Origin of the sequence: Prevotella sp. AM23-5 (assembly GCF_003473645.1) — a bacterium.
In the GTDB taxonomy this organism is placed as follows: domain Bacteria; phylum Bacteroidota; class Bacteroidia; order Bacteroidales; family Bacteroidaceae; genus Prevotella; species Prevotella copri_A.
Window position 1 is genome coordinate 14,825 of the sequence record NZ_QUCG01000035.1, and the last position, 21,800, is coordinate 36,624.

The 21,800-nt window shown below is 48.9% G+C and carries 21 protein-coding genes and 1 tRNA gene; 6 read left to right on the plus strand and 16 right to left on the minus strand.

The features are described 5' to 3' along the window. Nucleotides 1-23 precede the first annotated feature (23 nt). Together DW657_RS09805 and DW657_RS09810 are read left to right on the plus strand one after the other, a co-directional pair. On the plus strand, nucleotides 24-1,442 hold the full coding sequence (locus tag DW657_RS09805) for a sensor histidine kinase KdpD (RefSeq protein ID WP_118312363.1): 1,419 nt from the start codon (nucleotides 24-26) through the stop codon (nucleotides 1,440-1,442). A gap of 34 nt (nucleotides 1,443-1,476) precedes the next feature. Then, nucleotides 1,477-2,163 (plus strand): response regulator transcription factor, encoded by a 687-nt coding sequence (locus DW657_RS09810; protein ID WP_118201233.1) that lies wholly within the window; start codon nucleotides 1,477-1,479, stop codon nucleotides 2,161-2,163. On the opposite strand, the gene DW657_RS09815 is transcribed toward DW657_RS09810, so the two are convergent. The 3 genes from DW657_RS09815 to DW657_RS09825 are packed head-to-tail and all read right to left on the minus strand — an operon-like array spanning nucleotide 2,147 to nucleotide 4,035. Beyond that, the gene (locus DW657_RS09815; RefSeq protein ID WP_118312364.1) at nucleotides 2,147-2,569 is read right to left on the minus strand and encodes a hypothetical protein; all 423 of its coding nucleotides are present in this window, start codon (nucleotides 2,567-2,569) and stop codon (nucleotides 2,147-2,149) included. The genes DW657_RS09810 and DW657_RS09815 overlap by 17 nt on opposite strands. 38 nt (nucleotides 2,570-2,607) lie before the next feature. Continuing rightward, nucleotides 2,608-3,510, minus strand: a complete 903-nt coding sequence (locus tag DW657_RS09820; protein ID WP_147381924.1) for a hypothetical protein — start codon at nucleotides 3,508-3,510, stop codon at nucleotides 2,608-2,610. Nucleotides 3,511-3,528: 18 nt separating this feature from the next. Beyond that, entirely contained in the window at nucleotides 3,529-4,035 is a 507-nt protein-coding gene (locus DW657_RS09825; RefSeq protein WP_118312366.1) for an RNA polymerase sigma factor, read from the minus strand. Nucleotides 4,036-4,388: 353 nt separating this feature from the next. On the opposite strand from DW657_RS09825, the gene DW657_RS09830 reads away from it, so the two are divergent. Then, nucleotides 4,389-5,450: a porin gene (locus tag DW657_RS09830; RefSeq protein WP_118312367.1), complete on the plus strand. Its 1,062-nt coding sequence runs from the start codon at nucleotides 4,389-4,391 to the stop codon at nucleotides 5,448-5,450. 329 nt (nucleotides 5,451-5,779) lie between these two features. Here the strand turns inward: DW657_RS09830 and hisB are convergent, their stop codons facing one another. From hisB to DW657_RS09845, 3 genes are all read right to left on the minus strand, one after another. Next, nucleotides 5,780-6,856, minus strand: a complete 1,077-nt coding sequence (hisB, locus tag DW657_RS09835; RefSeq protein WP_089545343.1) for a bifunctional histidinol-phosphatase/imidazoleglycerol-phosphate dehydratase HisB — start codon at nucleotides 6,854-6,856, stop codon at nucleotides 5,780-5,782. 36 nt (nucleotides 6,857-6,892) lie between these two features. After that, on the minus strand, nucleotides 6,893-7,603 hold the full coding sequence (locus tag DW657_RS09840) for a hypothetical protein (protein ID WP_147381925.1): 711 nt from the start codon (nucleotides 7,601-7,603) through the stop codon (nucleotides 6,893-6,895). A gap of 68 nt (nucleotides 7,604-7,671) precedes the next feature. After that, nucleotides 7,672-8,421 carry an RNA methyltransferase gene (locus DW657_RS09845; protein ID WP_118312369.1) on the minus strand — a complete coding sequence of 250 codons (750 nt, stop codon included), beginning with the start codon at nucleotides 8,419-8,421 and terminating at the stop codon, nucleotides 7,672-7,674. 130 nt (nucleotides 8,422-8,551) lie between these two features. On the opposite strand from DW657_RS09845, the gene DW657_RS09850 reads away from it, so the two are divergent. Further along, complete coding sequence (locus DW657_RS09850; protein ID WP_233546766.1) at nucleotides 8,552-10,696, plus strand: BamA/TamA family outer membrane protein; 2,145 nt, start codon at nucleotides 8,552-8,554, stop codon at nucleotides 10,694-10,696. Here DW657_RS09850 and DW657_RS09855 read toward each other — a convergent pair. Beyond that, complete coding sequence (locus DW657_RS09855; RefSeq protein WP_147381926.1) at nucleotides 10,650-11,129, minus strand: hypothetical protein; 480 nt, start codon at nucleotides 11,127-11,129, stop codon at nucleotides 10,650-10,652. The two genes, DW657_RS09850 and DW657_RS09855, sit on opposite strands and share 47 nt — an antisense overlap. 113 nt (nucleotides 11,130-11,242) lie before the next feature. Between DW657_RS09855 and DW657_RS09860 the strand changes: the two genes are divergently transcribed. After that, nucleotides 11,243-12,046: an MBL fold metallo-hydrolase gene (locus tag DW657_RS09860; RefSeq protein ID WP_118312371.1), complete on the plus strand. Its 804-nt coding sequence runs from the start codon at nucleotides 11,243-11,245 to the stop codon at nucleotides 12,044-12,046. 385 nt (nucleotides 12,047-12,431) lie between these two features. On the opposite strand, the gene DW657_RS09865 is transcribed toward DW657_RS09860, so the two are convergent. After that, the gene (locus DW657_RS09865) at nucleotides 12,432-13,715 is read right to left on the minus strand and encodes an O-acetylhomoserine aminocarboxypropyltransferase/cysteine synthase family protein (protein ID WP_089545348.1); all 1,284 of its coding nucleotides are present in this window, start codon (nucleotides 13,713-13,715) and stop codon (nucleotides 12,432-12,434) included. Between the two features lie 226 nt (nucleotides 13,716-13,941). Then, the gene (locus DW657_RS09875; protein ID WP_118312373.1) at nucleotides 13,942-14,310 is read right to left on the minus strand and encodes a DMT family protein; all 369 of its coding nucleotides are present in this window, start codon (nucleotides 14,308-14,310) and stop codon (nucleotides 13,942-13,944) included. A 246-nt stretch (nucleotides 14,311-14,556) separates the two neighbouring features. Here DW657_RS09875 and DW657_RS09880 point away from each other — a divergent pair. After that, nucleotides 14,557-14,629, plus strand: a tRNA-Lys gene (locus DW657_RS09880). 351 nt (nucleotides 14,630-14,980) lie between these two features. On the opposite strand, the gene DW657_RS09885 is transcribed toward DW657_RS09880, so the two are convergent. The 7 genes from DW657_RS09885 to DW657_RS09915 form a co-directional block, all read right to left on the minus strand. Further along, on the minus strand, nucleotides 14,981-15,406 hold the full coding sequence (locus DW657_RS09885) for a Fur family transcriptional regulator (RefSeq protein WP_118312374.1): 426 nt from the start codon (nucleotides 15,404-15,406) through the stop codon (nucleotides 14,981-14,983). Between the two features lie 20 nt (nucleotides 15,407-15,426). Continuing rightward, nucleotides 15,427-16,125 (minus strand): hypothetical protein, encoded by a 699-nt coding sequence (locus DW657_RS09890; protein ID WP_118312375.1) that lies wholly within the window; start codon nucleotides 16,123-16,125, stop codon nucleotides 15,427-15,429. Next, nucleotides 16,103-16,921: a metallophosphoesterase gene (locus tag DW657_RS09895; protein WP_233546769.1), complete on the minus strand. Its 819-nt coding sequence runs from the start codon at nucleotides 16,919-16,921 to the stop codon at nucleotides 16,103-16,105. Before DW657_RS09895 ends, DW657_RS09890 begins: the two co-directional genes overlap by 23 nt. A 255-nt stretch (nucleotides 16,922-17,176) precedes the next feature. Continuing rightward, on the minus strand, nucleotides 17,177-18,067 hold the full coding sequence (locus DW657_RS09900; RefSeq protein ID WP_118312377.1) for a DUF6266 family protein: 891 nt from the start codon (nucleotides 18,065-18,067) through the stop codon (nucleotides 17,177-17,179). Nucleotides 18,068-18,410: 343 nt separating this feature from the next. Then, a complete protein-coding gene (locus DW657_RS09905) occupies nucleotides 18,411-20,279 on the minus strand; it encodes a DUF3987 domain-containing protein (RefSeq protein ID WP_118312378.1) in 1,869 nt (622 codons plus the stop codon). 98 nt (nucleotides 20,280-20,377) lie between these two features. After that, on the minus strand, nucleotides 20,378-20,974 hold the full coding sequence (locus tag DW657_RS09910) for a BT4734/BF3469 family protein (RefSeq protein WP_118312379.1): 597 nt from the start codon (nucleotides 20,972-20,974) through the stop codon (nucleotides 20,378-20,380). Beyond that, nucleotides 20,971-21,303 carry a helix-turn-helix domain-containing protein gene (locus DW657_RS09915; RefSeq protein WP_118312380.1) on the minus strand — a complete coding sequence of 111 codons (333 nt, stop codon included), beginning with the start codon at nucleotides 21,301-21,303 and terminating at the stop codon, nucleotides 20,971-20,973. The genes DW657_RS09910 and DW657_RS09915 overlap by 4 nt, the downstream gene beginning before the upstream one ends. Nucleotides 21,304-21,800: the final 497 nt, after the last annotated feature.

Below are 21,800 nucleotides of genomic sequence, written 5' to 3' on the forward strand. Positions count from 1 at the left end.
CTTTGCATCGAAAAAAAAATGATATGAATAGAAGAATCAAACAAGTCTGGCTGCTCGCCATCCTTTCCTCTTTCCTGCTGATAGGCTTGCAGACTTATTGGCTATACAATAGCGTGACCTATTCGATGGGAGAGATGGGGAAGAAAAACGCCGAAAAGGCGGAACAGGCAATAGTCACTTATCTGACAAATATCGGAGTAGCGGTAAAAGAAAAATCACATATCGGTTATGTCGTCACGGCATATTTTTCAGACTACAAGCGTCCCGTTACAACGGTTTGCTCTCCGCTGAATACGGATACAATCATAGGTGGAGTGGTGTATAGCAAGCCGGGATTCAGCAACGTGATGCAGAAGAGAGATACTTTCGATTTGCGTGAGACGGATTCCAACACTTCTTTTGATTGCCTGAATACTTACATCACTTACCAGCTTACCCGCTTTGACAAGGCGCATTTTGACCGTTTCATCAGTAGGAAACTGGGCAATGATTTCATCGGGGCAGAGATGAAGACGGGAAAGCATCGTCTGTGGCAGACAAGAGTCGTAGAGCCTCCTACCTTGTTTCATCACGAAATGCTGGTGGAAGTGCCTTTTAATCCTATCCAGTATCAGTCGATGCAGATGAGGATGCAGGTGCCGATGCTGCCCATTCTGAAGGGAATGATGTGGCAGATGATAGGAAGTCTGCTGGTTACCATCATGCTTCTCCTGAGCATAGCTTATCTCATCAAGGTGATGCTCCTGCAGAAGAAGGTGGATAAGATGCGAAGCGACTTCGTGCATACGATGATTCACGAGCTGAAGCGCCCCGTGCAGACGCTGAAGATGTGTGTGTCCGTATTTTCTGCCCAAAAGACAGATGAGAAGGATGAGAATTCCCTTATCATGGAGACCGTAAGAGAGGAGAGCGATAACCTGACTGCCTATCTCGCCAAACTCCGGGAAGTAATCAGGGCAGAGGAACATATCCCACTCCAGATAACTTCTTTCGATATCCATGCCGCCTTGCAGAATCTGGTGGCAGTTTATCGAAAGAATAAGCAGAAGGAGGTGAATGTTTCGCTCGATTACCAGCGCACTTCCGATAGGATGATGGGAGATAGAGACCAGCTTCTGAATGTGGTCAGCAATCTGATGGAGAACTCGGTGAAGTATTCCGGCGACATAGTCAATATCCATGTTACCTGCCGAGATACCGGGAAGGGGGAAGTCATGATTTCTGTATCAGATAATGGCATCGGCATCTCGTCCGATGAACAGCAGAGAGTATGGACGAAGTTCTATCGCAGCAATGCTTACCCGGATATGATGCAGCCAGGCATCGGCTTGGGTTTGAGTTTTGTGGATATGATTGTGAAGGCCCATGGGGGCAGAAAAATGATGCAGAGCGAAGTGGGCAAGGGAACCAGGATTTCAATCGTCATCCCGCAACACTCCTGATGCATCCGGTTTAACGCTATAAACAACAGAAAAAATGATCAAGATATTATTTGCAGACGATGACTTGAAGTATTCCATGTTGCTGAAGAGTTTCCTGCAGCAGCATGGCTACGATGTGACTTATGCCGGCAATGGCAAAAAGGCATGGGAGCAGTTCCCGGAGGTGAAGCCCGACCTAGTATTGCTCGACATCAATATGCCGGAGATGGATGGCTATGAGGTGGCTGAGCGCATCAGAGCCATCGACCCGAAGGTGCTTATCTTCTTCCTCACCGACCGTACGGAGAAGAACGATCGACTGAAAGGTTTCTCCCTGAAGGCAAACGATTATCTTGCCAAACCCTTCTATCCGGAAGAGTTGCTGGCAAGAATAGAGGAGCGGTTCTCCATGAATGAGAGTGAGACGATAGAAGAGGAGGTGTATCATTTCGGTGAAACCACCTTCTGCTATAACAACAATGAGCTTCGTACCCGTTCCTCTCGTGTGCTCATTACCAGCCGACAAGCCGACATCCTCCGTCTGCTGGCGAAGAATATCGGCAATGTAGTAAGCAAGGAGATGATACAGGAGGCGGTGTGGGGTACCGTGAGCTATGCCAACTCCCTGGCTGTGAATGTGCAGATGACGTATCTCCGCCATGCTCTTCAGCATGATGCGACCGTTAAGATTGAGTCGCTGAAGAAAAAGGGATACGTTTTGTCTGTTATTTCTCCAGAGTAACGATGATGTAGCTTCTGCCATCCTCCTTCAGACCTCTTTCCTGAATGGCTTTGGTGCCCTCTTTCAAGATCTCGATGGCTCTGATCTTGCTGGGAGAAATCTTGTTGAATTCCTCTTTAGTCAGTTCCTGCTCTCTGCCCTTGATCAGATAGTGAGGAGCTGGCTTGGCAGCAGGAGGTGTGGTAGTGGTGATGATATGAATCTCTATCACATCTCTTTTGGGTGCCGGCAGGACGTTGGTGTTTACCTGGTAATTCTTGATGGTTTTACCGATGAGTTCCTTGCCGGTGAAGTTTGGGATGCGCTCGCCGTCGATGCTGTAGATACGCAGGGTATCTGCCTTGGATGCCATACTGCTGGTTATGCCCAGCAGGGCAAATGCAATGGTGAAAATATACTTTTTCATAAGCGTGAAATGTTTATAATTCAGCGTGAAATGTTTTATCATTCGTTTAACTGTGCCAATGGAAGTAGCTGATAACTACCATCTTGTGTTTCTGTGATATTGATGGTGTAATGCTGCATGTTGCCTTCGTTGTCCAGGGTTGAGATAACGATGTTATCACCTTGGCGGTTGATGGTCAGCTGCTCGGCAGAAGGCAGGGCGGCAGAGGCTACTTCATAAATCTGATTGAAATCTTCATGAATGCTTCTTTCTGCTTCAGATGAAGTCTTCTCCGTATTTACTGCAGTCTTCCCTGCATGTTTCTCGTTTCTTCCTGCGATATTCTTTCTTTTGGCAAGGGCAATCTTGCTTGTCTTCATCTCCTGCGGAGTCACGATATCCCGGGTAGCTGCCAGGAAGAGGGAGTCGGCACGTTCCATCTTTTCGTACGCATTCAGATGCTCGTTTCCATCTTCAGAAGATGGCTGCGAGCGAACCACCTGCTCTGTAGGAACCAGGTTGGCAAGACCAGGTTGTTCAGAAGAGGATGAGAAATAATCCTTGATAGGGAAGAGCAGGAAGATGAGTCCTGCCAGCATCGCTGTAGCAAGAAGTATCGCAGAGAGGCGTACCCATCTTGTCTCGTGCTTCTTAGAAGTTGCAAGGGACATCTCTTTCATTTGCGGCTGTCCATCAGCTTCTTCTTTTCTGTCCAGTTCTTTCATCTCTTCTTTTCCGTCCAATTCTTCCATCATTTCCATTTCTGTTTGATGGAAATTCGGAGTATAGTTCTCCATTCCCAGCATCAGGTTTCTGATGTCGAGATCCTCATCCGTTAATTCCTTATCCTCGCAATGGCGATAGAAATCAGCCAATGCCTGTTCTTCCTCCACACTGGTATCAGCATCGAGGTAGCGCTCTATCAGCTCGTGGCGATAGGTTATATCTTCTAGTTTCTTCATTTCTTTCATTTTTAGAGTTTATGACTTCATCATTTTCAACAATGATCTTCTCGCTGCAGAAATCATCGTCTTGGTGCTCGTTTTGTTGGCTCCGCAGATTTCGGCAATCTCATCGAGGCTCTTTCCCTCGCTTCTCAATAGCAGCATTCTTCTCTGCGTATCCGGAAGCCTGTCCATCGCCCTGTTGAGTCGCCTTTGCGTATCTTCGCCGACGATGGTCTGGTCGGTACGCTCTGTTGCCGTACAGATTTCTGCGGGATGCTTCATCTGTTCCAGCGATGCCGTCTGGGCTTTGTTGCGTCTCAGATGGTCGATGCAGAGATTCTTGGCTATCGTCATACCTAAGGCCTCGATGCTCTGGTATTCAGAGAGCTTTTCGCGCATCTTCCAGAGCTTCACCAGGGTTTCCTGCACGATGTCGTCGGCTTCTTCGGCAAGGGTTCCTGCCGAGAGATAGCGTTGACAATGTGCCGTCAACCTGGGGCGCATTTCCTGGGCGATATGTTCAAATTCTGTTTCTTCCATTTGTTTCTTTTTATGTGTATGACGCAAGAAGAGTCGAAAGGTAAACAAAAAAAAATGCTACCTTCGCACATTTCTGTGCAAAGATAGCATAAAAACTTGAGATATAGACATATCTTTTATTTTATTTGTGGATGAAGTGGTTTATTCCTCTGTTTTTGCCATCATTACAATGATATTACAGGTGCAGAAAATCAGCGATGTAACAGCTTTGTAATACTTATGTTTTACGGTAGAAATATCTTCTTCTTACCTTTGCAGTCGAAATGAAGAAGATGTCTTTCTGCATCAGTAGGAAAAGATTTCATTCGGAATAAGCAAAATCAGATTTACGTGTATATATAATAAGGTAAGAAATGAAGAAGAAAACGTATTTGTTGATGGCACTCACGATGGTGTCGATGGGAATGAATGCCCAGAATTCAGGAAACAGTTCTTTGGAGAAGGGCATCGAGGAATTCACCAAGACCATGAAAATTGGTGGAACCATCCGCTCAAAGTATGAGTACCAGACCGAAGAGGGGGAGGGACGATTCGAGGTGCGTACAGCCCGCATCAACGTGGCTGGCAACGTAACACCTCAGGTAAGCTATAAGGCGGAAATCGACCTCTGCGACGAGGGTAAGATCAAGATGCTCGATGCCTATACACGCATCAAGCCTTGGAAGACCCTGCAGTTCACCATCGGTCAGGAGCGTGTGCCATTCACCATCGATGCTCACCGTTCTCCTCATCAGCAGTACTTTGCCAACCGTTCGTTCATCGCCAAGCAGGTGGGTAACGTGCGCGACGTGGGTGCTGAAATAGGATACACCTGGAATGTTGGCTTCCCTATCGTGGTGAATGCCGGTATCTTCAACGGTTCGGGCTTGACCAACCAGAAGGATTACTGGACCAAGGGTGTTAACTATTCTGCCAAGGCTCAGTTCCTCTTCCCGAATGTCAACCTGGTGTTGAGTACCCAGAAGATCAAGCCATCTGATATTACGGTAACGATGTATGATGGTGGTATTACCTTCCACAAGGGTGGTTTCATAGCAGAGGCAGAGTATCTTTACAAGCATTACAGCAAGGACGCCTTCCACGATGTGCATGCGTTCGATGGTTTCGTATGCTATGATATTCCGGTTCGCAATCAGAAGAGCATCATCCGGAAGGTTTCGCCATTGGCAAGATATGATTTCATGAGCGACCACAGCGATGGTACCCGATATGGCGGTTCTGATACCGAACTCGGTGCCTTGAAGATCAATGATTACAAGCGCCATCGTGTTACGGGCGGTGTAACCCTCAGCCTTGCCAAGCCATTCATCTCTGATATCCGTATCAACTACGAGAAATATTTCTATCGCAAGGGTGGCATTGCCAAGACTTCAGAAAAGGATAAGATTGTTGTGGAGTTCATGACAAAGTTTTAGTCAGGATATAACTTGTTTTTGGATGTAATAAGCGAGGGTGTGTCATAAGCCACATCCCATACGCCCTGAAAGGGCAGAAGCTCCTAGCCCACGGTAACACCCTGGGGTAAGCATAAGCAAGAAAGACGCCCTGTAAGGGCAAAAGCTTTGTATTTGAGAAGCTTTTGCCCTTACAGGGCGTCTTTCTTGCTTATGCGTAACCCAGGGTGTTACCCTGGGCTAGGAGCTTCTGCCCTTTCAGGGCGTGCTGCTAATAACAGGGCGTGCTGCTAATAACAGGGCGTGCTACTAATAACAGGGCGTGCTGCTAATAACAACTTTTCGTTTTATTATAGCATTCCCTTAGAGCTAGGAAGCTCGAAGTGATAGATGTCTCTCTTCACCGCCATTTTCAGCGAGCGGGCAAGTGCCTTGAAGATGCCTTCTATCTTGTGATGCTCGTTTTCGCCCTCTGCCTTGATGTTGAGGTTCATCTTTGCCGCATCACTCAGACTCTTGAAGAAATGCTTGAACATCTCGGTTGGCATTTCGCCCACCTTCTCTCTGTGGAACTCGGCATCCCAAATCAGCCATGGACGGCCACCGAAGTCCAATGCTACCTGACAGAGACAATCATCCATTGGCAGACTGTAGCCGTATCTTTCTATTCCGCGCTTGTCACCTAAAGCCTGCAGCAAGCATTCGCCCAGTGCAATACCCGTATCCTCAATGGTATGATGCTCATCCACATAGAGGTCGCCCTTGGTGTGGATGGTGAGGTCCATCATGCCGTGCTTGCCTATCTGCTCCAGCATGTGGTCGAAGAAGCCGAGACCGGTAGAAATGTCGCATTTGCCTGAACCATCGAGATTTACCTTGATGTAGATATCCGTCTCCTTGGTGGTGCGCTTCACTTCTGCGATGCGGTCGCCGGCAAAGAGAATCTCAGCAATCTTGTCCCAGTCCATACCATCCTTTCCGAGAATCAGACTCTTGCAACCCAGGTTCTCGGCAAGCTGGGCATCCGTCTCACGGTCGCCGATTACATAACTGTTTGCCATATCGTAGGCTGGATTGTCGATGTATTCGGTCAGCATGCCCGTGCCCGGCTTTCTCATCGGCGAGTTATCCTCCGGGAAGTGGCGGTCGATGTGCTGCTTGGCGAAGTGGATGCCCTCGCTCTCCAGGGTCTGGATGATGAAGTTGTGGACAGGCCAGAAGGTATCCTCCGGGAAGGAGTCGGTGCCCAATCCGTCCTGGTTGCTCACCATCACCAGCTCGTAGTCGGTGTGCTGGGCAATGAAGGCGAGGTTGCGGAATACGCCCTTGGTGAATACCAGCTTCTCGAAGCTGTCAATCTGTTCGTCCGCAGGTTCCTGAATCAGGGTTCCGTCGCGGTCGATGAAGAGTAATCTTGTCTGTTTCATGTCTCTTTCTATTGTCTCTTTTTTATGTTAATATGATTAATACTTCTTGCTTTCCTCTTCTTCTGCAGCCATCTGCTCTATGCCGGCTACGGCCATCTGCTGCTGACTCTCCTTCAGTTTTTTCTTTTCCTCATCCTGCACCTTGTAGGATGCATACTGGTAAGCCAGTGCGATGCCGAGCCAGGTGAGGGCATAGATGATGAGTAGGCTGGTGAGGGTGAAGACGAGGAAGAGGAGTGGGGTGAAATAGCCCGGTACGCCGAGCGGATCGCCCTGAAGTGCACCCAACTGTGAGTAGAGCTGGGCGATGATGAGGATGATGGTAGGCACAGCTGCTATAAAGGTGGCGATGCCTACAATCATCATGCCTAGGAAGCAGGTCATGAGGAAGCCTCCGAAGTGGCGGAGGATGCGGACCAGCGATCTGCCCGGCTTGCGCTTTTCGCCCTGAGGGCAGAGCTGCTTGTGGGGCAGGAGATGCCAGAATGATACTGCCGCCATCACGAGGGTGGCTGCGTAGATGATGGTTTGCAGGATGAATGAAGCCATCGGATTCGCTTCTCCCCAATCGTGAAGCGACTTGTTGGGGAGGAGAAAGTAAAGTACGATTGCCAGCAATACTGCGAAGGGCACGTGGGTAACCCATGTCTGCTTCACGAGCGAACGGATATCGCTCGTCACGGTATTGTAGGATGCTTTCATGCAGGCAGTTATGCTGCGTTGCTTAAATAATTCATTTACTTCCATAGTTATATGATTTGATGCTGTTTAACTATTCCGAAAAATCACTTTTGACCTTTTGACCTTTTTGGTCTTTAAAAGTTTCTTCTGAATTCTGAGCAGGTGATGGCTGTAGCGATTGCTACGTTCAGGCTGTCGGCTGTGGCTCTTCCTTCCGGGAAGTTCGGGATGAGCAGTCTTCGGTTCACCTTCTTGGCAAGGGCAGGCGAAATGCCTTTTCCTTCGTTTCCCATCACGATGAGTCCCCGGTTTTCCAGCTGCTGCTGATAGATGTTGTCGCCATCGAGCAGGGTGCCATATACGGGTACATCTGCAGGCAGCGATTCTACCAGAGCCAGCAGGTTGCCATATTCCACCTTCACTCTCGCAATGCTGCCCATCGTGGCCTGTACCACCTTCGGGTTATACACGTCGGCAGTATCCTGACTGCAGTAGATGTGGGTGATGCCAAACCAGTCGGCAATGCGGATGATGGTGCCCAGGTTGCCCGGGTCTTGCACGCCATCGAGCGCCAGACTCAGTTCGTTGGTGTTAATAGAGTAATCTCCTGATGTTGCCTGTCCGAATACAGCCAGCACCTGCTGCGGATGCTGCAGGAAGCTCACCTTCTTAAGCTCCTCCTCGGTCACCTCTATCACTTCTGTCTGAGCCGCAAGGTGCTTGCCGTGGAGCCACTCCTGGGTTGCCACAATGAGGTCGGCAGGTTGCAGGGCTAGCAGGTCATCTACTACCTTGAAACCTTCCGCCACGAACTTTCCTTCCTTGTTGCGGTTCTTCTTCAGTTCGAGCGAACGAATGTATTTTATCTTATTCTTGCTAATCATTTGTTGTTGTTTCTAATCTTTAATGGATGCAAAGGTAGCATAAAAAGCAGACAATACAAAATAAAAAGTGCTAAATATTTTGTATTTTCTTCGTTTTACACTATCTTTGCAATCTAAAAGGATTAGATTCGTGAAAATACAGAAGATTTCAGTTCTCGCCCTGCCACTGCTTCTGGCTGGATGTTCTGCCAGCAAGTATGTGCAGGAGGGGGAGTATATATTAAATAAGGTGGAAGTGAAGAGCGACTCTGCGGAATATGATGCAGGGGCGCTCAAGCAGTATGTGCGACAGAAAGAGAAGCCGAAGCTCTTTGCACTCTTTAAAAACCCGTTCAGCAAGAAGCCCGTCATCTATGATTCCATCCAGGCTCGACTCACTTGCCAGGACCTGCTCACGGCGATGCAGAACCAGGGATTCCTGCACGCTGGCGTATCCCTCTATACTACCAAGCGGAAGAAAGCCCCGAAGCTGGATGCCACTTATCTGTTGCATCCCGGTGAGCCGTTCCTCATCGGCAAGGTGGAGTATGACATAGAGGATAAGAACATACAGGATAGATTGCAGCTGGATAATCCTGATAACCAGATGCTGAAACCGGGAATGCGTTTCACGGTAGAGGCGCTGGACAATGAGCGCAAGCGTATTTCCAATCTCCTCATTGATGATGGATACTTCCGCTTCAACAAGGATTTCATCCACTTTTCTGCAGATACCATCACGGGCAGCAAAGACATCGGCGTTACCCTGCATCTGATGAACTACAAGGCTAACAGTAATGCGCCGGAAACCCCGCACTCGCGATATGAGATCAGAAAGATCAACTATCTCAGCAACGACAGCGACCGCATCCACCTGCGCCATCAGGTGCTCCTGAATGCCACTGCCCTGAAGGAGGGAAGTCCCTACAGCGCCTCTGCCCTGCAACGTACGTATAATAATTTCGCACGCTTGCAGGCGGTGAAATATACCAATATCCGATTCGTGGAAGCTCCCGATAGCGGAATGCTCGATTGCAATATCCAGATCAGTACCAACAAGCCTTCTACCATCTCCTTCCAGCCGGAAGGAACCAATACGGCAGGCGACCTGGGTGCTGCGGCTTCGCTCACCTATACCAACAGAAACCTCTTCCGGGGTAGCGAACAGTTGAGTATCGAGCTGCGTGGTGCCTACGAGGCTATCACCGGACTGGAGGGCTATCAGGACCAGAACTATCAGGAGTATTCGATAGAGAGCAAGCTGGTGTTCCCACGCTTCGTAGCACCGCTGCTGTCTAAGAATTTCAGAAGAAGACAGACTGCCAATACGGAGTATTCGGTGGCTTGGGATCTCCAGAATCGTCCGGAGTTCCATCGTCGCGTCTTCTCTATGGCATGGCGCTACCGCTGGTCAGAACCCCGCCATCATCTCAACTGGCGATTCGACCTGCTCGACCTCAACTATGTGTATATGCCTTGGATTTCAGAGACTTTCAAGCGCGACTATCTGGATGATGTAGATAACAGAAATGCCATCCTGCGCTATAACTACGAGGATATCTTTATCATGAAGATGGGATTCGGATTGACCTATAGCGATGAGGTAGATGCCTTCCGACTGAATGTGGAGTCTTCGGGCAATCTGCTCAGCGCTTTCTCCAAGGCTCTGAATTTCAAGATAAATTCTCAGGGACAGCGTACTTTCATCAATATCGCCTATGCCCAGTATGCCAAGGCTGATTTCGACTATACCCATCTGGTACACTTCGACGACCGCAACGTGCTGGCGCTGCATGCAGGCATCGGCGTGGCGTATCCTTACGGCAACAGCAAGGTGCTGCCTTTCGAGAAACGGTATTTTTCGGGTGGTGCCAACTCGGTGAGAGGCTGGGGTGTAAGAGAGCTGGGACCTGGCGGATACAAGGGCAATGACGGGCGCATCGACTTCATCAACCAGACGGGTGATATGAAGCTCGACCTGAATGCCGAGTACCGCACCCCTTTGTTCTGGAAATTCGAAGGTGCCCTGTTTGTGGATGCAGGTAATATCTGGACGCTCAGAAAATATGATGAGCAGCCTAACGGACAGTTTAAGTTAGATAAGTTCTACAAGCAGATTGCTGCGGCGTATGGTATGGGTCTGAGGTTGAATTTCGATTATTTCATCCTCCGGTTCGATATGGGTATGAAGGCAATCAATCCTGCCTACGAGAGTGGGGATGAGCATTGGGCGATCATTCACCCAAAGCTCAGTCGTGATTTCGCCTTTCACTTTGCGGTAGGTTTACCATTCTAATCTTCCATACCCCGTTCTCGATACGCATCGGCAGGTGGAAGTCGGCCTCTTCTACGAGGTGGGCTTCCTGCCCGATGGTGTCCATCTGCAGAAAATTATATACGGTGATGCTGACGGTGGCGTTCGCTCCGTCGTCGCTGAAGTCGATGTCGTTGATTTCTACCGTGGCATCCTCAGCCTTGGTACGCAGCAGATCTACATCCGCCTGATGCACGTTGCTGGCAGCATAGCGTAGCCAGGGTTCCGAGCTCTGGGTACAGTACTTCAGCGTCTTGGGGAACTGCCAGTTGAAGTAGTAGGTGGCGAATGAATCGATGTCATTCTCCAGCTGATTTTCGTCTCCCTGATGAGATTGGCATCCCGTAAGGGTGTAAACGCTTGTCAGTATGGCTGCTACGGCGATAGCCATACAGGATATTGTTTTCCTAATCATGTTTTCGAATTCTTAAAATTTCTATTTATTTGCTTATTTTGGGCACAAAGATAGTAAAAAACTTTGTAATAAGAATCTTTTTTGCTAACTTTGCAGGGAAAATAACAATTAAAATGCTAAAATTTATATCCTTTGGCAGTGGAAGCAGTGGCAACAGCTACTATCTTTACACTGAGACGGATTCGCTATTGATAGACGTAGGAGTAGGTATCAGAACCCTGAAGAAGCACTTCCATAACTATGGATTGCGCTTCGAGGATGTGCATCATATCCTCATTACCCATGACCACGCCGACCATGTAAAGTCGGTGGGGAGCTTGAGTACTGACTATCATCTACCAGTATATGCAACCCGTAAAGTTCATGCAGGTATCGAGCGCAACTATTGCGTCCGAAAGAAAATCGTGCCCAATCATGCGCACATCATAGAGAAAGGTGTGCCGTTCCAGGTGGGCGAGTTCAGGGTTACTCCGTTTGGGGTGCCTCACGACAGTACGGATAATGTGGGCTATTTCGTGGAGCACGAGGGCGTCACATTCTGTCTGATTACGGATGTGGGACACATCACGGAGGAGATTCAGGAGTTCATCGGCAAGGCGAACTATCTGGTGCTGGAATCGAACTATAGTGTGGAGATGCTTCAGACAGGAAAATATCCTCAGTATCTGAAGGAGAGAATCCTGGGGCCGAACGGTCATCTCAGCAATGATGAGTGTGCCCATGCGCTTGCCGACTTCGCCACTCCGAGCCTCCGCCACGTATGGCTCTGTCATCTCAGCGAGGAGAATAATCATCCCGAACTGGCGAGAAAGACCGTGGAGCAGATTCTCAGGAGCAAGGGCATCATTGCCGGAAAGGACTTCGAGCTGGAAGTGCTGAAGCGGAAGACGCCTAGTGAGATTTATAAATTGGTATAAATTCTCGGCCCGCCCTGAATCAATGATTGCTGGCTTAAGAGAATGACCGGAATTTCTATTCCCGGCCCGCCCTGAATCAATGATTGCTGGCTTAAGAGAATGACTGGAATTTCTATTCCCGGCCCGCCCTGAAAGGGCAGAAGCTCCTAGCCCAGGGTAACACCCTGGGTTATACATAAGCAAGAAAGTCGCCCTGTAAGGGCAAAAGCTTGGTATTGAGAAGCTTTTGCCCTTACAGGGCGACTCTGTTATATCCCTATGTACCCAGGGTGTTACCCTGGGCTAGGAGCTTCTGCCCTTTCAGGGCGTGTGGATGCAAACAGGGCGTGCTGGATGCAAACACCACTTGGAACATGCCGGGCATTGCCTAAATCATACTGATTTTCTAGATTTTATCCAATGCCTGCTTGATATCATCCAGGATATCCTCCACATCCTCGATACCTACTGACAATCGAATCAAATCTGGCGCAACGCCTGCCTCCTTCAACTGCTCGTCTGAAAGCTGACGGTGGGTATGGCTGGCAGGGTGGAGCACGCAGGTGCGGGCATCTGCCACATGAGTCACGATGTTGATCATATCCAGTGAATCCATGAACTTGATGGCAGTCTCACGGTCGCCCTTCAATCCGAAGGCGATGACACCGCAGGTGCCGTTTGGCATGTACTTCTGGGCAAGGTCGTAATACTCGTCGCCCTTCAGTCCGCTATAGTGAACCCAAGCCACACGCTCATCATTCTGCAGGAACTCAGCCACCTTCTGCGCATTCTCGCAATGCTGGCGCATACGCAGGTGCAGGCTCTGCAGACCCAGGTTCAGGATGAATGAGTTCATCGGTGCAGGGATGGAACCCAGGTCGCGCATCAGCTGTGCCACGAGCTTGGTGGTGTATCCCATCTTTCCGAAAGCCTTCACGTAGGTGAGTCCGTGGTAGCTCTCATCCGGTGTGCAGAGGCCAGGGAATTTCTCGGCATTCGCCATCCAGTCGAAGTTGCCGCTATCCACTACTACGCCGCCTACCTGCGATGCAGTACCGTCCATATACTTGGTGGTAGAGTGGGTAACGATGTCGGCACCCCATTCGAATGGGCGGCAGTTGATAGGTGTGGCGAAGGTGTTATCTACGATGAGAGGCACGCCGTTCTTATGGGCGATGCGGGCGAACTTCTCGATGTCGAGCACGGCACAGCCAGGGTTGCTGATGGTTTCGCCGAATACCACCTTGGTGTTAGGGCGGAATGCCTTCTGGATTTCCTCCTCGCTGGCGTTAGGGTTTACGAAGGTGCACTCGATGCCGAGCTTCTTCAGGGTAACGCCGAAGAGATTGAAGGTGCCGCCGTAGATTTCGTTAGAGGTAACGATGTGGTCGCCAGCCTCGCAGATGTTGAATACGGCATAGAAGTTGGCTGCCTGACCGCTTGAGGTCAATACGGCACCCACGCCACCTTCGAGCTGTGCGATTTTCTTTGCCACAGCATCATTGGTCGGGTTCTGGAGTCGGGTATAGAAGTAGCCCTCCTTCTTCAGGTCGAAGAGCATCGCCATCTCCTCAGAGTTGTCGTATTTGAATGTAGTACTCTGATAGATAGGCACTTCTATCGGTTCGCCGTTCTTCGGCTCATAGCCTCCCTGCACGCAGAGGGAAGCAACACGTAATTTCTTTTCCATTGTCGGTTATTCTTTTATTTTGTGTTGTTATAATTGTTCTTTTTTTCTATGTTGTTAATGAACCTTATTTGCTATTCTGAAAGCGTTAAATTTTATTCCCGGCACGCCCTGAAAAGCTCACAGCTCTATTCCCGGCACGCCCTGAAAGGGCAGAAGCTCCTAGCCCAGGGCATCGCCCTGGGTATTCAGGACGCAAGTCTGTCGCCCTGTAAGGGCAAAAGCTTTATTATTTCATGAAGACGAAATACACGGCAGCGATGAGGCAGACGAATGCGGCAAAGTGATTCCAATGCAGTCCCTGCCCCTGGAAGAGGATGTTGGCGATGATGGCGAAGACGATGAGCGACACGCACTCTTGTATCACTTTGAGCTGTACCAGATTGAATGGACCGCCGTTGTCGATGAATCCGATGCGGTTGGCTGGTACCTGGCAGCAGTATTCGAAGAAGGCGATCGCCCAACTGAAGGCGATGACTCCGATGAGTGGCCAGTTGCTGCTGGTGCCCGTCTGCTGGAGTTTGAGATGTCCATACCATGCGAGCGTCATGAAGATGTTGCTCAGCACGAGGAGCAGGATAGTGTATATTCCGTTCATATTCTCTTATGTTTTTGATTTCTTAATTGATAAGATTTCTCTTATATTCTCTTATGTTCTTTGATGCTCTACATATATAATAATGTATAAGTGGCTGCAAAGATACACTTTTTCTCTTGAAAATGTATGGAAAATCAGGAAAATGCGCATGAAAAAGAAAAAAGTTGCCGAAAAATTTGGTGGTGTCAGAAAAAAGCAGTACCTTTGCAACCGCTTTTGAGAAATAACTCAAATGCTAAGCTTGTTGCACCCTTAGCTCAGTTGGTAGAGCAACTGACTCTTAATCAGTGGGTCTAGGGTTCGAATCCCTAAGGGTGTACAAAAAAGCTCCGAAGAAGTTCATCTTTCTTCGGAGCTTTTTTTGTTTCATCTTTTTTCGACCTGTACGGTTGAAATTACCCAATACGCCCTGAAAGGGCAGAAGCTCCTAGCCCAGGGCATCGCCCTGGGTAATTATGAACGCAAACCCGTCGCCCTGTAAGGGCAAAAGCTTTAAAATATTGAGCAATATACAAAGCTTTTGCCCTTTCAGGGCGACTTTGCTGTGTTTATTCTAAAACCCAGGGCGTTGCCCTGGGCTAGGAGCTTCTGCCCTTTCAGGGCGTATGGGATGTGGCTTATGACACACCCTCTTTCAGCGAAGCCTCTTCTTTTGGAATAGGCATTGCTTTCAGCGAAGCCTCTTCCTGCATTCAGGGCATTCTCCCTTGATGACGAAGGAGACGGAGTGGGGATAGAATCCTTCCGGCAATTCGAAGCTCGGAATATGGATGTCCTCCATGCAGAACGAACGGTGGCATGATTCGCAGTAGAAATGAATATGACCATCATGATGATCACACTCTCCTTCCTCCTCACACACTTCGTAGTTTAATATCCCCCTTCCATCCTCGAAGGCATGAACGGCATCATGCTCCAGAAAGAGCGTCAGCGTGCGGAAGATGCTCGACTTATCCACCGATACCATCTTCTGCTCCAAATCCTTCAGACTCAGCGGATTCTGCTCATTCACCAGAGTCTTCATCACCAGTATGCGGTTGGAGGTGGGCTTGATGCCCTTCGCCTCCAGCTTATGAACAATCTCTTCTGTTTCCATCTTTTTCTTTTAAAATAAACTTAGAGTATCTGCATTTTTGCGCCAAACGACAGTCCGAAGACATCCCAGAAACCGGCATTGCCGTTGCGGTAGAATCGCATGAAATAGATATCATTCGTACTCAACTCATAGAAGAGCGTGAGGCTCTTCACGCGCTTGCGCCTGTTGTTCGGAATCTGATACGTAAACCGTTCGCCAAATCCCAGATTCGGGCGGATTCGGGTAGAGAAGGGATAATATCCGCTCTCATACTTGGTAGGCTGCTTTGTCCAGAAATCGTGACCCAACACCGTGTTCAGGTACAGCGTGCACTCCAGGGGTTCAAACTGCCATCCCTTTCCCCAGTCCTTTCGCCAGGGAATGAAGTTCTCCTTCAGCGTGATAGTCATTTTTACTTCATCCGAATCATATTTCGGAACGATGCCGAAGAGCAGATGCGTCTCCCACTGGCTTCGCTTGCCGTAGTCCCATCCGATACCCAGCGAGATGATACCCATGTTGCCGCAGGTCTGTATCACGCTCTGCGTAGGCATCAGCACATCCCAGTGTTTGCGATAGCGGAGGATGCGCCTGTCGTATCGGGTGAGTGAATCTTCTTCTGAACTCTCCTTTCCTAAATTCTCCTTTTCTAACCCCTCCTCGCCGGCGCTTGCCGTAGTGCCTACCGATAGCAGGAGGATCGCCCATATACTGAACTTAAAAATCGATGACTTCAACATGATAATCCTTTGGTGTGATGGTGAAAATGTAATATTGACGGAAGTGTACGCTGCTTGCCATATAGAACAAGGTGCCGTTGTTGTAGAGGTCTTCCGTCTTGGTATGATGACCGTGACCGTCCAGGCAGAACAGCAGGCGAGGAAACTCGTGGATGTAATAATTGAATACCTTCGCTACGTTGTTGTTAAACTGCTCGGAGTAGGGAGGTGCATGCATGCATACCACGGTGCGGTCGAAGTCGAGCGAATCGGCAGAGCGTTCCGCCTCCATGAAGTCGAAGTTAGGCACCGGACGGGAGTAGTCATACTCGATGGCATTGGTGTTGAGGCATACGAACTTCACCTTTCCGGCGATGAAGCTGAAGTCGGGATTGCCGTAGATGGCCTCATAGGTCTGGTTGCCCGTGCCCAGACAGTCGTGGTTGCCCAGCAGCACCACCGAAGGCATCTTGAGTTTCAGCATTCTTTCTCGTGTCCACTTCATTTCGCGGGTAGCGCCGAAGTCGGAGATGTCGCCGCAGTGGATTACGAAGTCGATGCTGTCTTGGCGGCTGTTGATATCATTTACGGCATCCACGAGGTCGTCGAGCCACTGATGACTGTCGCTGATCACGGCAAACCGGATGGTATCCTTGCTCTTCACCGTCTGCTCTATCTTCTGTATGTTCTTGGCATTCAGATTGGTTTCGCCCTTTACGCGAACATCGTAAGGGTGAACATCGAATACGGTATCGCAGCCCGTAAGGAGCAGGGCGGCGATACAGACAAGTAGATACATTTTAATGTGAGATTTCATATCTTATACCTTATTTAAAATACATATTCATATTCTAGTCTATCTGATATTCTAGCCTGTTTGATATTCCAGGCTATTGATTTCGCGTGCAAAGTTACGAAAAAAACTTGAATAAATAATGAGGTTTTTCCAAAAAGACCATTTTTAAGGAGAAAAAGATAAAAAAAAGAAGGTGCGCCAGATTCACTTCCTTGTGATCTGGCACACCTTGATGTTTTTAGAGCTCTACGTTGTTTTTAGAGACTTACGTTGTTTTTAGAGACTTACGTTGTCGTCACCTCCTCCGCCTTCGGTAGTGCCGCCACCCTGGCTGGAATCACCTCCCTGGTTGGTTCCGCCACCTCCCTGGTTGGTTCCGCCACCTTCCTGCGAAGTTCCACCGCCCTGCGAAGTACCTCCCCCCTGGTTGGTGTTATCTTTGTTGTCATCCTCCCCGGTGTTTGTGTTTGGTGTCTTGTCGATGACGCCATCATTGTAAAGAATGCCATTGGCACCTGCCACTACCGAACCGTCGGGCTTCACATCGCCTACATATACAGAGTTGCTTACGCTGTTGTTCTGCACAGATGCAAAAGCAATGTAGCAGGAAAGCATGTCTCCATCCCAGTCTGTAGGTAATTTCAGGGTAGCCTTGCAATCTACTCGGCTGGCATCCTCTGTAGTGAAGATGGCTTCGCGCTTCGTGAAGTTGTAGATGAGCGGCATCGCAAAATCATCCATGCTGGCATGACTTTCGTCAGAATTGTCTTCCCAGGCAAAGGTGGCTATGTTGTTCGCTACCTTTACAGAGCAGAATCTGCCAGGCATCAGAGAACCGCTGCTTACCAGCACCTTGCTAGGGTCGATACCGAAGGATGGATATTTGCCCACCATGCAGTTGCGTACGGTGTGGCTCATGGCTGCGTTGGTGGCAGTCTGATGCTGGGTGTAGTTGCGGTAACCTGTCTGCAGGTAAGCCGTCATCACCTTCACAAACTTCTGCGCCAAGCCAAACTTTATGCGCTGAGCCATCTGCTTCTCGGTGCGAGGGTTCTTGATACTCTGAGCCTTGCCACGCATATAAGCTGTGCCTTTCCAGCTGCCACCTACTACTGTTCCTACGGTTCCGTTGAAACCGCCAAGAATACCTTGTCTAATCTTTCCCATAATCTTTTCCTTTCTTTCTTTAATGGGTTAAACATAAATAAAAAAGTCAATGAACACTATTCTTTGCACCCCTTCTTTCTGCAGGGTACAATTCGTGGCTCCCTTCTCCCTTCTTTTAAAACCCCTAAAAACAGCGTTTCTCGGAGTTGGTACGGAGCAGGTACGGAGAGGGTACGGAGCAGGTCTTTCTCAAAGTCCGATCGCTACTCGTCGATTGAAGTCTTCCGTAGCCCTCGTTTTCTAACCACATTGCAAAGATACTACTTTTTTTGCTTGTTTACAAGCATCAGTAGTACGTTGCGCAGCGTTGCGTCTGTTTGCGTAGTTGCCTTTGCTTAAAGCTTTAACGCGGTGTAGAATCCTGCAGATTTCCAGTCAAATCCGCCTTCTCATACTTGCCGTTGTCCACTCTCTTGCAGAGGTTGTATCTGCTCACGTATTCGCCCACATACTTCTCTGCCGTTCTCTTGGCAATACCCAGTTTCTGTGCAGCGGCCAGTACCATCTGGCGGTTGAAGCTGGCAGGCAGGGCAGCAAAGAGTTTCTCGCTCTTTGGGCTGAGTTTGATGCCCATCACATCGTCTCCCTCCTTGCTAGGCAGCAGGGTAGAGAAGATGCGTGCCGCATGCTGCATCAGCGTATCGGCAATGATCAGAGCGCACTCCAGGTCTTCGTTCTTGCAGATGATGCACTCTGGCAGAGAGGTGGTATCTTCCAGGCGGGTGATGCTCAGAATCATGGCGATGCGATAGGCGCTCAATCCCATTCGGTAGATGTTGGCTACGAAGTCTCTGCCCAGCATATCCTTGTATTCTTCTACCAGCTTGTTGAAGAAATCGTTGAACTTGTCTTCCTGCTCTTCCGTCAACTTGAACTCGATGCCACCTTGCTTCTTCTTCAGAATCAGATGAATGTCATACACCCGCTTGCCGATGGCTTCCATCTCCTCGTCAATGGTTCGGTTTGACTTGGAGAACACGTTGTGCCATTTGGCTGGAATATCCACTTTCATGAAGAGAAAGCGGGAGAAGAGACCGTTCTCTGCCGATGGAATCAGATTGGTAACCTGACCTGGCGTACCCGTCAGATACACCGTCCATTTCGGGTTGTGAATCTCTACATGCTCATTCTCCTTTCTTCGTCGATAGGTGATATCCTCGTGATGGAAACCCTTTCGCAGACCATCCGAGAAGTTGCCGTAGTCGCTCTTCAGCGTGTTGGCAAGTGAATCGGCCTCGGTCTCGAAGGTGATGCCCTGGTCGTGGTTGTCGTGCAGCGCCTGATAGATGGCTGTAGAAGAGCAGTTGGCAGGAATTATCAGCGAGCGATAGGGTGGCTCCTTAGGCAGCGGCATGCCCGAAGCCTTCCTGCCCATGGCTCTGATGTCGGCAAGTTCCTGCTGATAATCATCCATCTCCTGCTTGTTGGCTTCCCTAACCTCCTGCTCGATGAGGCTTACCAGCTTGAGGCATGATGTGGTTCTGCCTTTTCCGCTTGCGGCATTGGCTACAAGGAAGGTGAAGAGGTTGGCATACACCTTCGAGCTGTCGTAGATGGCATAGGCCTCGGGGAATGCACCGCTCAGGATGGTGATGGAGGCGAGAAGCAGCATGTCTTTCTCGGTGAGCGTCTTGCCGAGGGAAGAGATGTCTCTGAAGATGAGGGGCAGGGAGCCTGTTACCTTGTCGCAGAAGGTGGGTAGAGGGATAGCCTCTGCCACTTCGTGCTCTACTCCCGCTTCTGCTGTCGTGCCATTGATAGCCGTAGAAGCATTCGGTGCCATTGCCATGTTTGTCATGTTTGCACCCTTTGCAGGGTTTGCAAGGCTTGCAAAGTTTCCGTTTCTGGCAACGTCGTCATGGCTAGGAGCCACCTTGATATCTATGCCTGCCTCCTTGGCATATTTAAAGAAAGAGGCGATGGTGATACCAGAGTGGTCGGTAGTATCATGCAGGCGCTTGATGCAGTTGGAGTACAGCTTGTCGCACTCCTCGTACTTGTAGCCGGCATTGAACCGACTGATGTCATGGAAGATGCTTCTTCCTTCCTCGCCCAGCTCCAGAGAGAAGCCGAAGGCGATGTTGCGCCAGTTGTTGTATCCCTCTGTGATGTCGATGTTCATCTCAACGATAAGGTTGGCTACTGTGCGGATTTGCTCCGCCTTACTTACTTTTGCCCATTGAATTGGGTTGAAACTTGTTATCTTGTTCATAATCTAATCAAAATTAATAATTTTTTAAACAATAGAATTGTCATTCCCCTGCGGACTGCCGAACGTTGTTTCTTCACTCTTCGTTCTTCACTCTTCACTTAAAAAGGGCAGACGAGAGGATTCACGTAGCAGTTGGGGTCGTAAGGCAAGAAGCAAGCCCGGCTCACATTCTTGCAGGCAGCATCAATCTTGATGCCTCCATACGCTTGCCAGATATAGTGCTCCAATGCCTGGAACCAGGTTTGGTGGTCGCATTGCTGCAGGTCTATCTGTACGAAGAGTTTCAATCCGTCGCCCGAAGGACTGCGGAAGGCAAGTTCCAGTTCGAAGTTCTTCTGCATCATTTCATCGTGGATGAATTCCTGCTTCAGTTCCTCCACCTGGTCTTTACCTATGTGGTCGATGTCCAGGCACATGATGCCGGAGTGCTGTATAAGTCCCTGGTCTTTGCGGGCATTGAAGGTTCCGCTGGCCAGTACATAGTCAAACTCCTTGGCCTTATATGCCTTGCGTCTTTTCTCTTCCTCCTCCGGAATGCCACGGAGCGTATCCGTAGCATTCTTGAAGAGGGTAGGGTCTGTAATGTACTGCCACAAGTGGTAGATACCTACCCGGTTGTGGCTCACCACATTGGAGATAGGATGACGGTAGTATTGCATCTTGTGCTCCTTCAGCTGCTCAATGTTCATCGTCATAGGGTGCCTCCTTTCATGCGGCTGTCTCTGTACGATTCTTCCATGAGTCGCTGCAAGTCACTCTCCTTGTAGTAGCATCTTCCGCCCATCTTGGCAAACGGCAGCTTGCCATTGGAGCGAAGAGTCTGCAGGGTTCTAGCACTGATGTGGAACATCTCCATCACCTCGTAGTTGTCGTGCCACTCAGAAAGTGGCGTCAGTTGCTCAGTCACTTCCTGGTTTTCCTGACTTTGCATAGTTTGCATCGGTTGCAAAGTTTGCAAACCTTGCGGAGCGTGCATGCCGGTGTCGGCATGCTGCGCTGTTGAAGAATTACTTGTCATCTTCATTTTTGTAAAATAGGAGGGTGATGCCCAACTCTCTGATAGGGACCTCCTACATCACCGACTTGGCTTGGATACAGATAAGAGAGTCTTTGTGTTTATTGACCTCCATATCCTTGCCATCGGGGAGCGACCCCTGTCGGATTTTCTGGTGCAAATATACAAAATAGTGATGGAAAATAAAAATACACATATGGAAACTTTTGATTATCAGCAAGTTGCGTATTTTGCTTATCTGTATGCCTAAAATGTGGTTATCTGTAAGGTTGAAATGTGCATATACAGATAATTGCAATTATCTGTAAAGTTCATGGTCTTTTCTTCCAGATAATTAAAGATCTGTATACAGATAACTGGATTATCTGTAAGATTTGGTAGTTATCTGAAAAAAATAAATGGATTACTTCTTTCGAAAGCAATCCATTTATTCAAATTGTGACTTTAATAATTTACAGATAATTTTTTCTTCTTCAGTACAATAGTTCGTTAAAATTTGAGATAAT

Bases quoted from the DNA above. Each gene is read 5' to 3' on its own strand.
- DW657_RS09805 (WP_118312363.1), top strand. From the start codon at position 24: ATGAATAGAAGAATCAAACAAGTCTGGCTGCTCGCCATCCTTTCCTCT.
- DW657_RS09810 (WP_118201233.1), top strand. From the start codon at position 1,477: ATGATCAAGATATTATTTGCAGACGATGACTTGAAGTATTCCATGTTG.
- DW657_RS09815 (WP_118312364.1), bottom strand. From the start codon at position 2,569: ATGAAAAAGTATATTTTCACCATTGCATTTGCCCTGCTGGGCATAACC.
- DW657_RS09820 (WP_147381924.1), bottom strand. From the start codon at position 3,510: ATGAAGAAACTAGAAGATATAACCTATCGCCACGAGCTGATAGAGCGC.
- DW657_RS09825 (WP_118312366.1), bottom strand. From the start codon at position 4,035: ATGGAAGAAACAGAATTTGAACATATCGCCCAGGAAATGCGCCCCAGG.
- DW657_RS09830 (WP_118312367.1), top strand. From the start codon at position 4,389: ATGAAGAAGAAAACGTATTTGTTGATGGCACTCACGATGGTGTCGATG.
- hisB (WP_089545343.1), bottom strand. From the start codon at position 6,856: ATGAAACAGACAAGATTACTCTTCATCGACCGCGACGGAACCCTGATT.
- DW657_RS09840 (WP_147381925.1), bottom strand. From the start codon at position 7,603: ATGGAAGTAAATGAATTATTTAAGCAACGCAGCATAACTGCCTGCATG.
- DW657_RS09845 (WP_118312369.1), bottom strand. From the start codon at position 8,421: ATGATTAGCAAGAATAAGATAAAATACATTCGTTCGCTCGAACTGAAG.
- DW657_RS09855 (WP_147381926.1), bottom strand. From the start codon at position 11,129: ATGATTAGGAAAACAATATCCTGTATGGCTATCGCCGTAGCAGCCATA.
- DW657_RS09860 (WP_118312371.1), top strand. From the start codon at position 11,243: ATGCTAAAATTTATATCCTTTGGCAGTGGAAGCAGTGGCAACAGCTAC.
- DW657_RS09865 (WP_089545348.1), bottom strand. From the start codon at position 13,715: ATGGAAAAGAAATTACGTGTTGCTTCCCTCTGCGTGCAGGGAGGCTAT.
- DW657_RS09875 (WP_118312373.1), bottom strand. From the start codon at position 14,310: ATGAACGGAATATACACTATCCTGCTCCTCGTGCTGAGCAACATCTTC.
- DW657_RS09885 (WP_118312374.1), bottom strand. From the start codon at position 15,406: ATGGAAACAGAAGAGATTGTTCATAAGCTGGAGGCGAAGGGCATCAAG.
- DW657_RS09890 (WP_118312375.1), bottom strand. From the start codon at position 16,125: ATGTTGAAGTCATCGATTTTTAAGTTCAGTATATGGGCGATCCTCCTG.
- DW657_RS09895 (WP_233546769.1), bottom strand. From the start codon at position 16,921: ATGAAATCTCACATTAAAATGTATCTACTTGTCTGTATCGCCGCCCTG.
- DW657_RS09900 (WP_118312377.1), bottom strand. From the start codon at position 18,067: ATGGGAAAGATTAGACAAGGTATTCTTGGCGGTTTCAACGGAACCGTA.
- DW657_RS09905 (WP_118312378.1), bottom strand. From the start codon at position 20,279: ATGAACAAGATAACAAGTTTCAACCCAATTCAATGGGCAAAAGTAAGT.
- DW657_RS09910 (WP_118312379.1), bottom strand. From the start codon at position 20,974: ATGACGATGAACATTGAGCAGCTGAAGGAGCACAAGATGCAATACTAC.
- DW657_RS09915 (WP_118312380.1), bottom strand. From the start codon at position 21,303: ATGAAGATGACAAGTAATTCTTCAACAGCGCAGCATGCCGACACCGGC.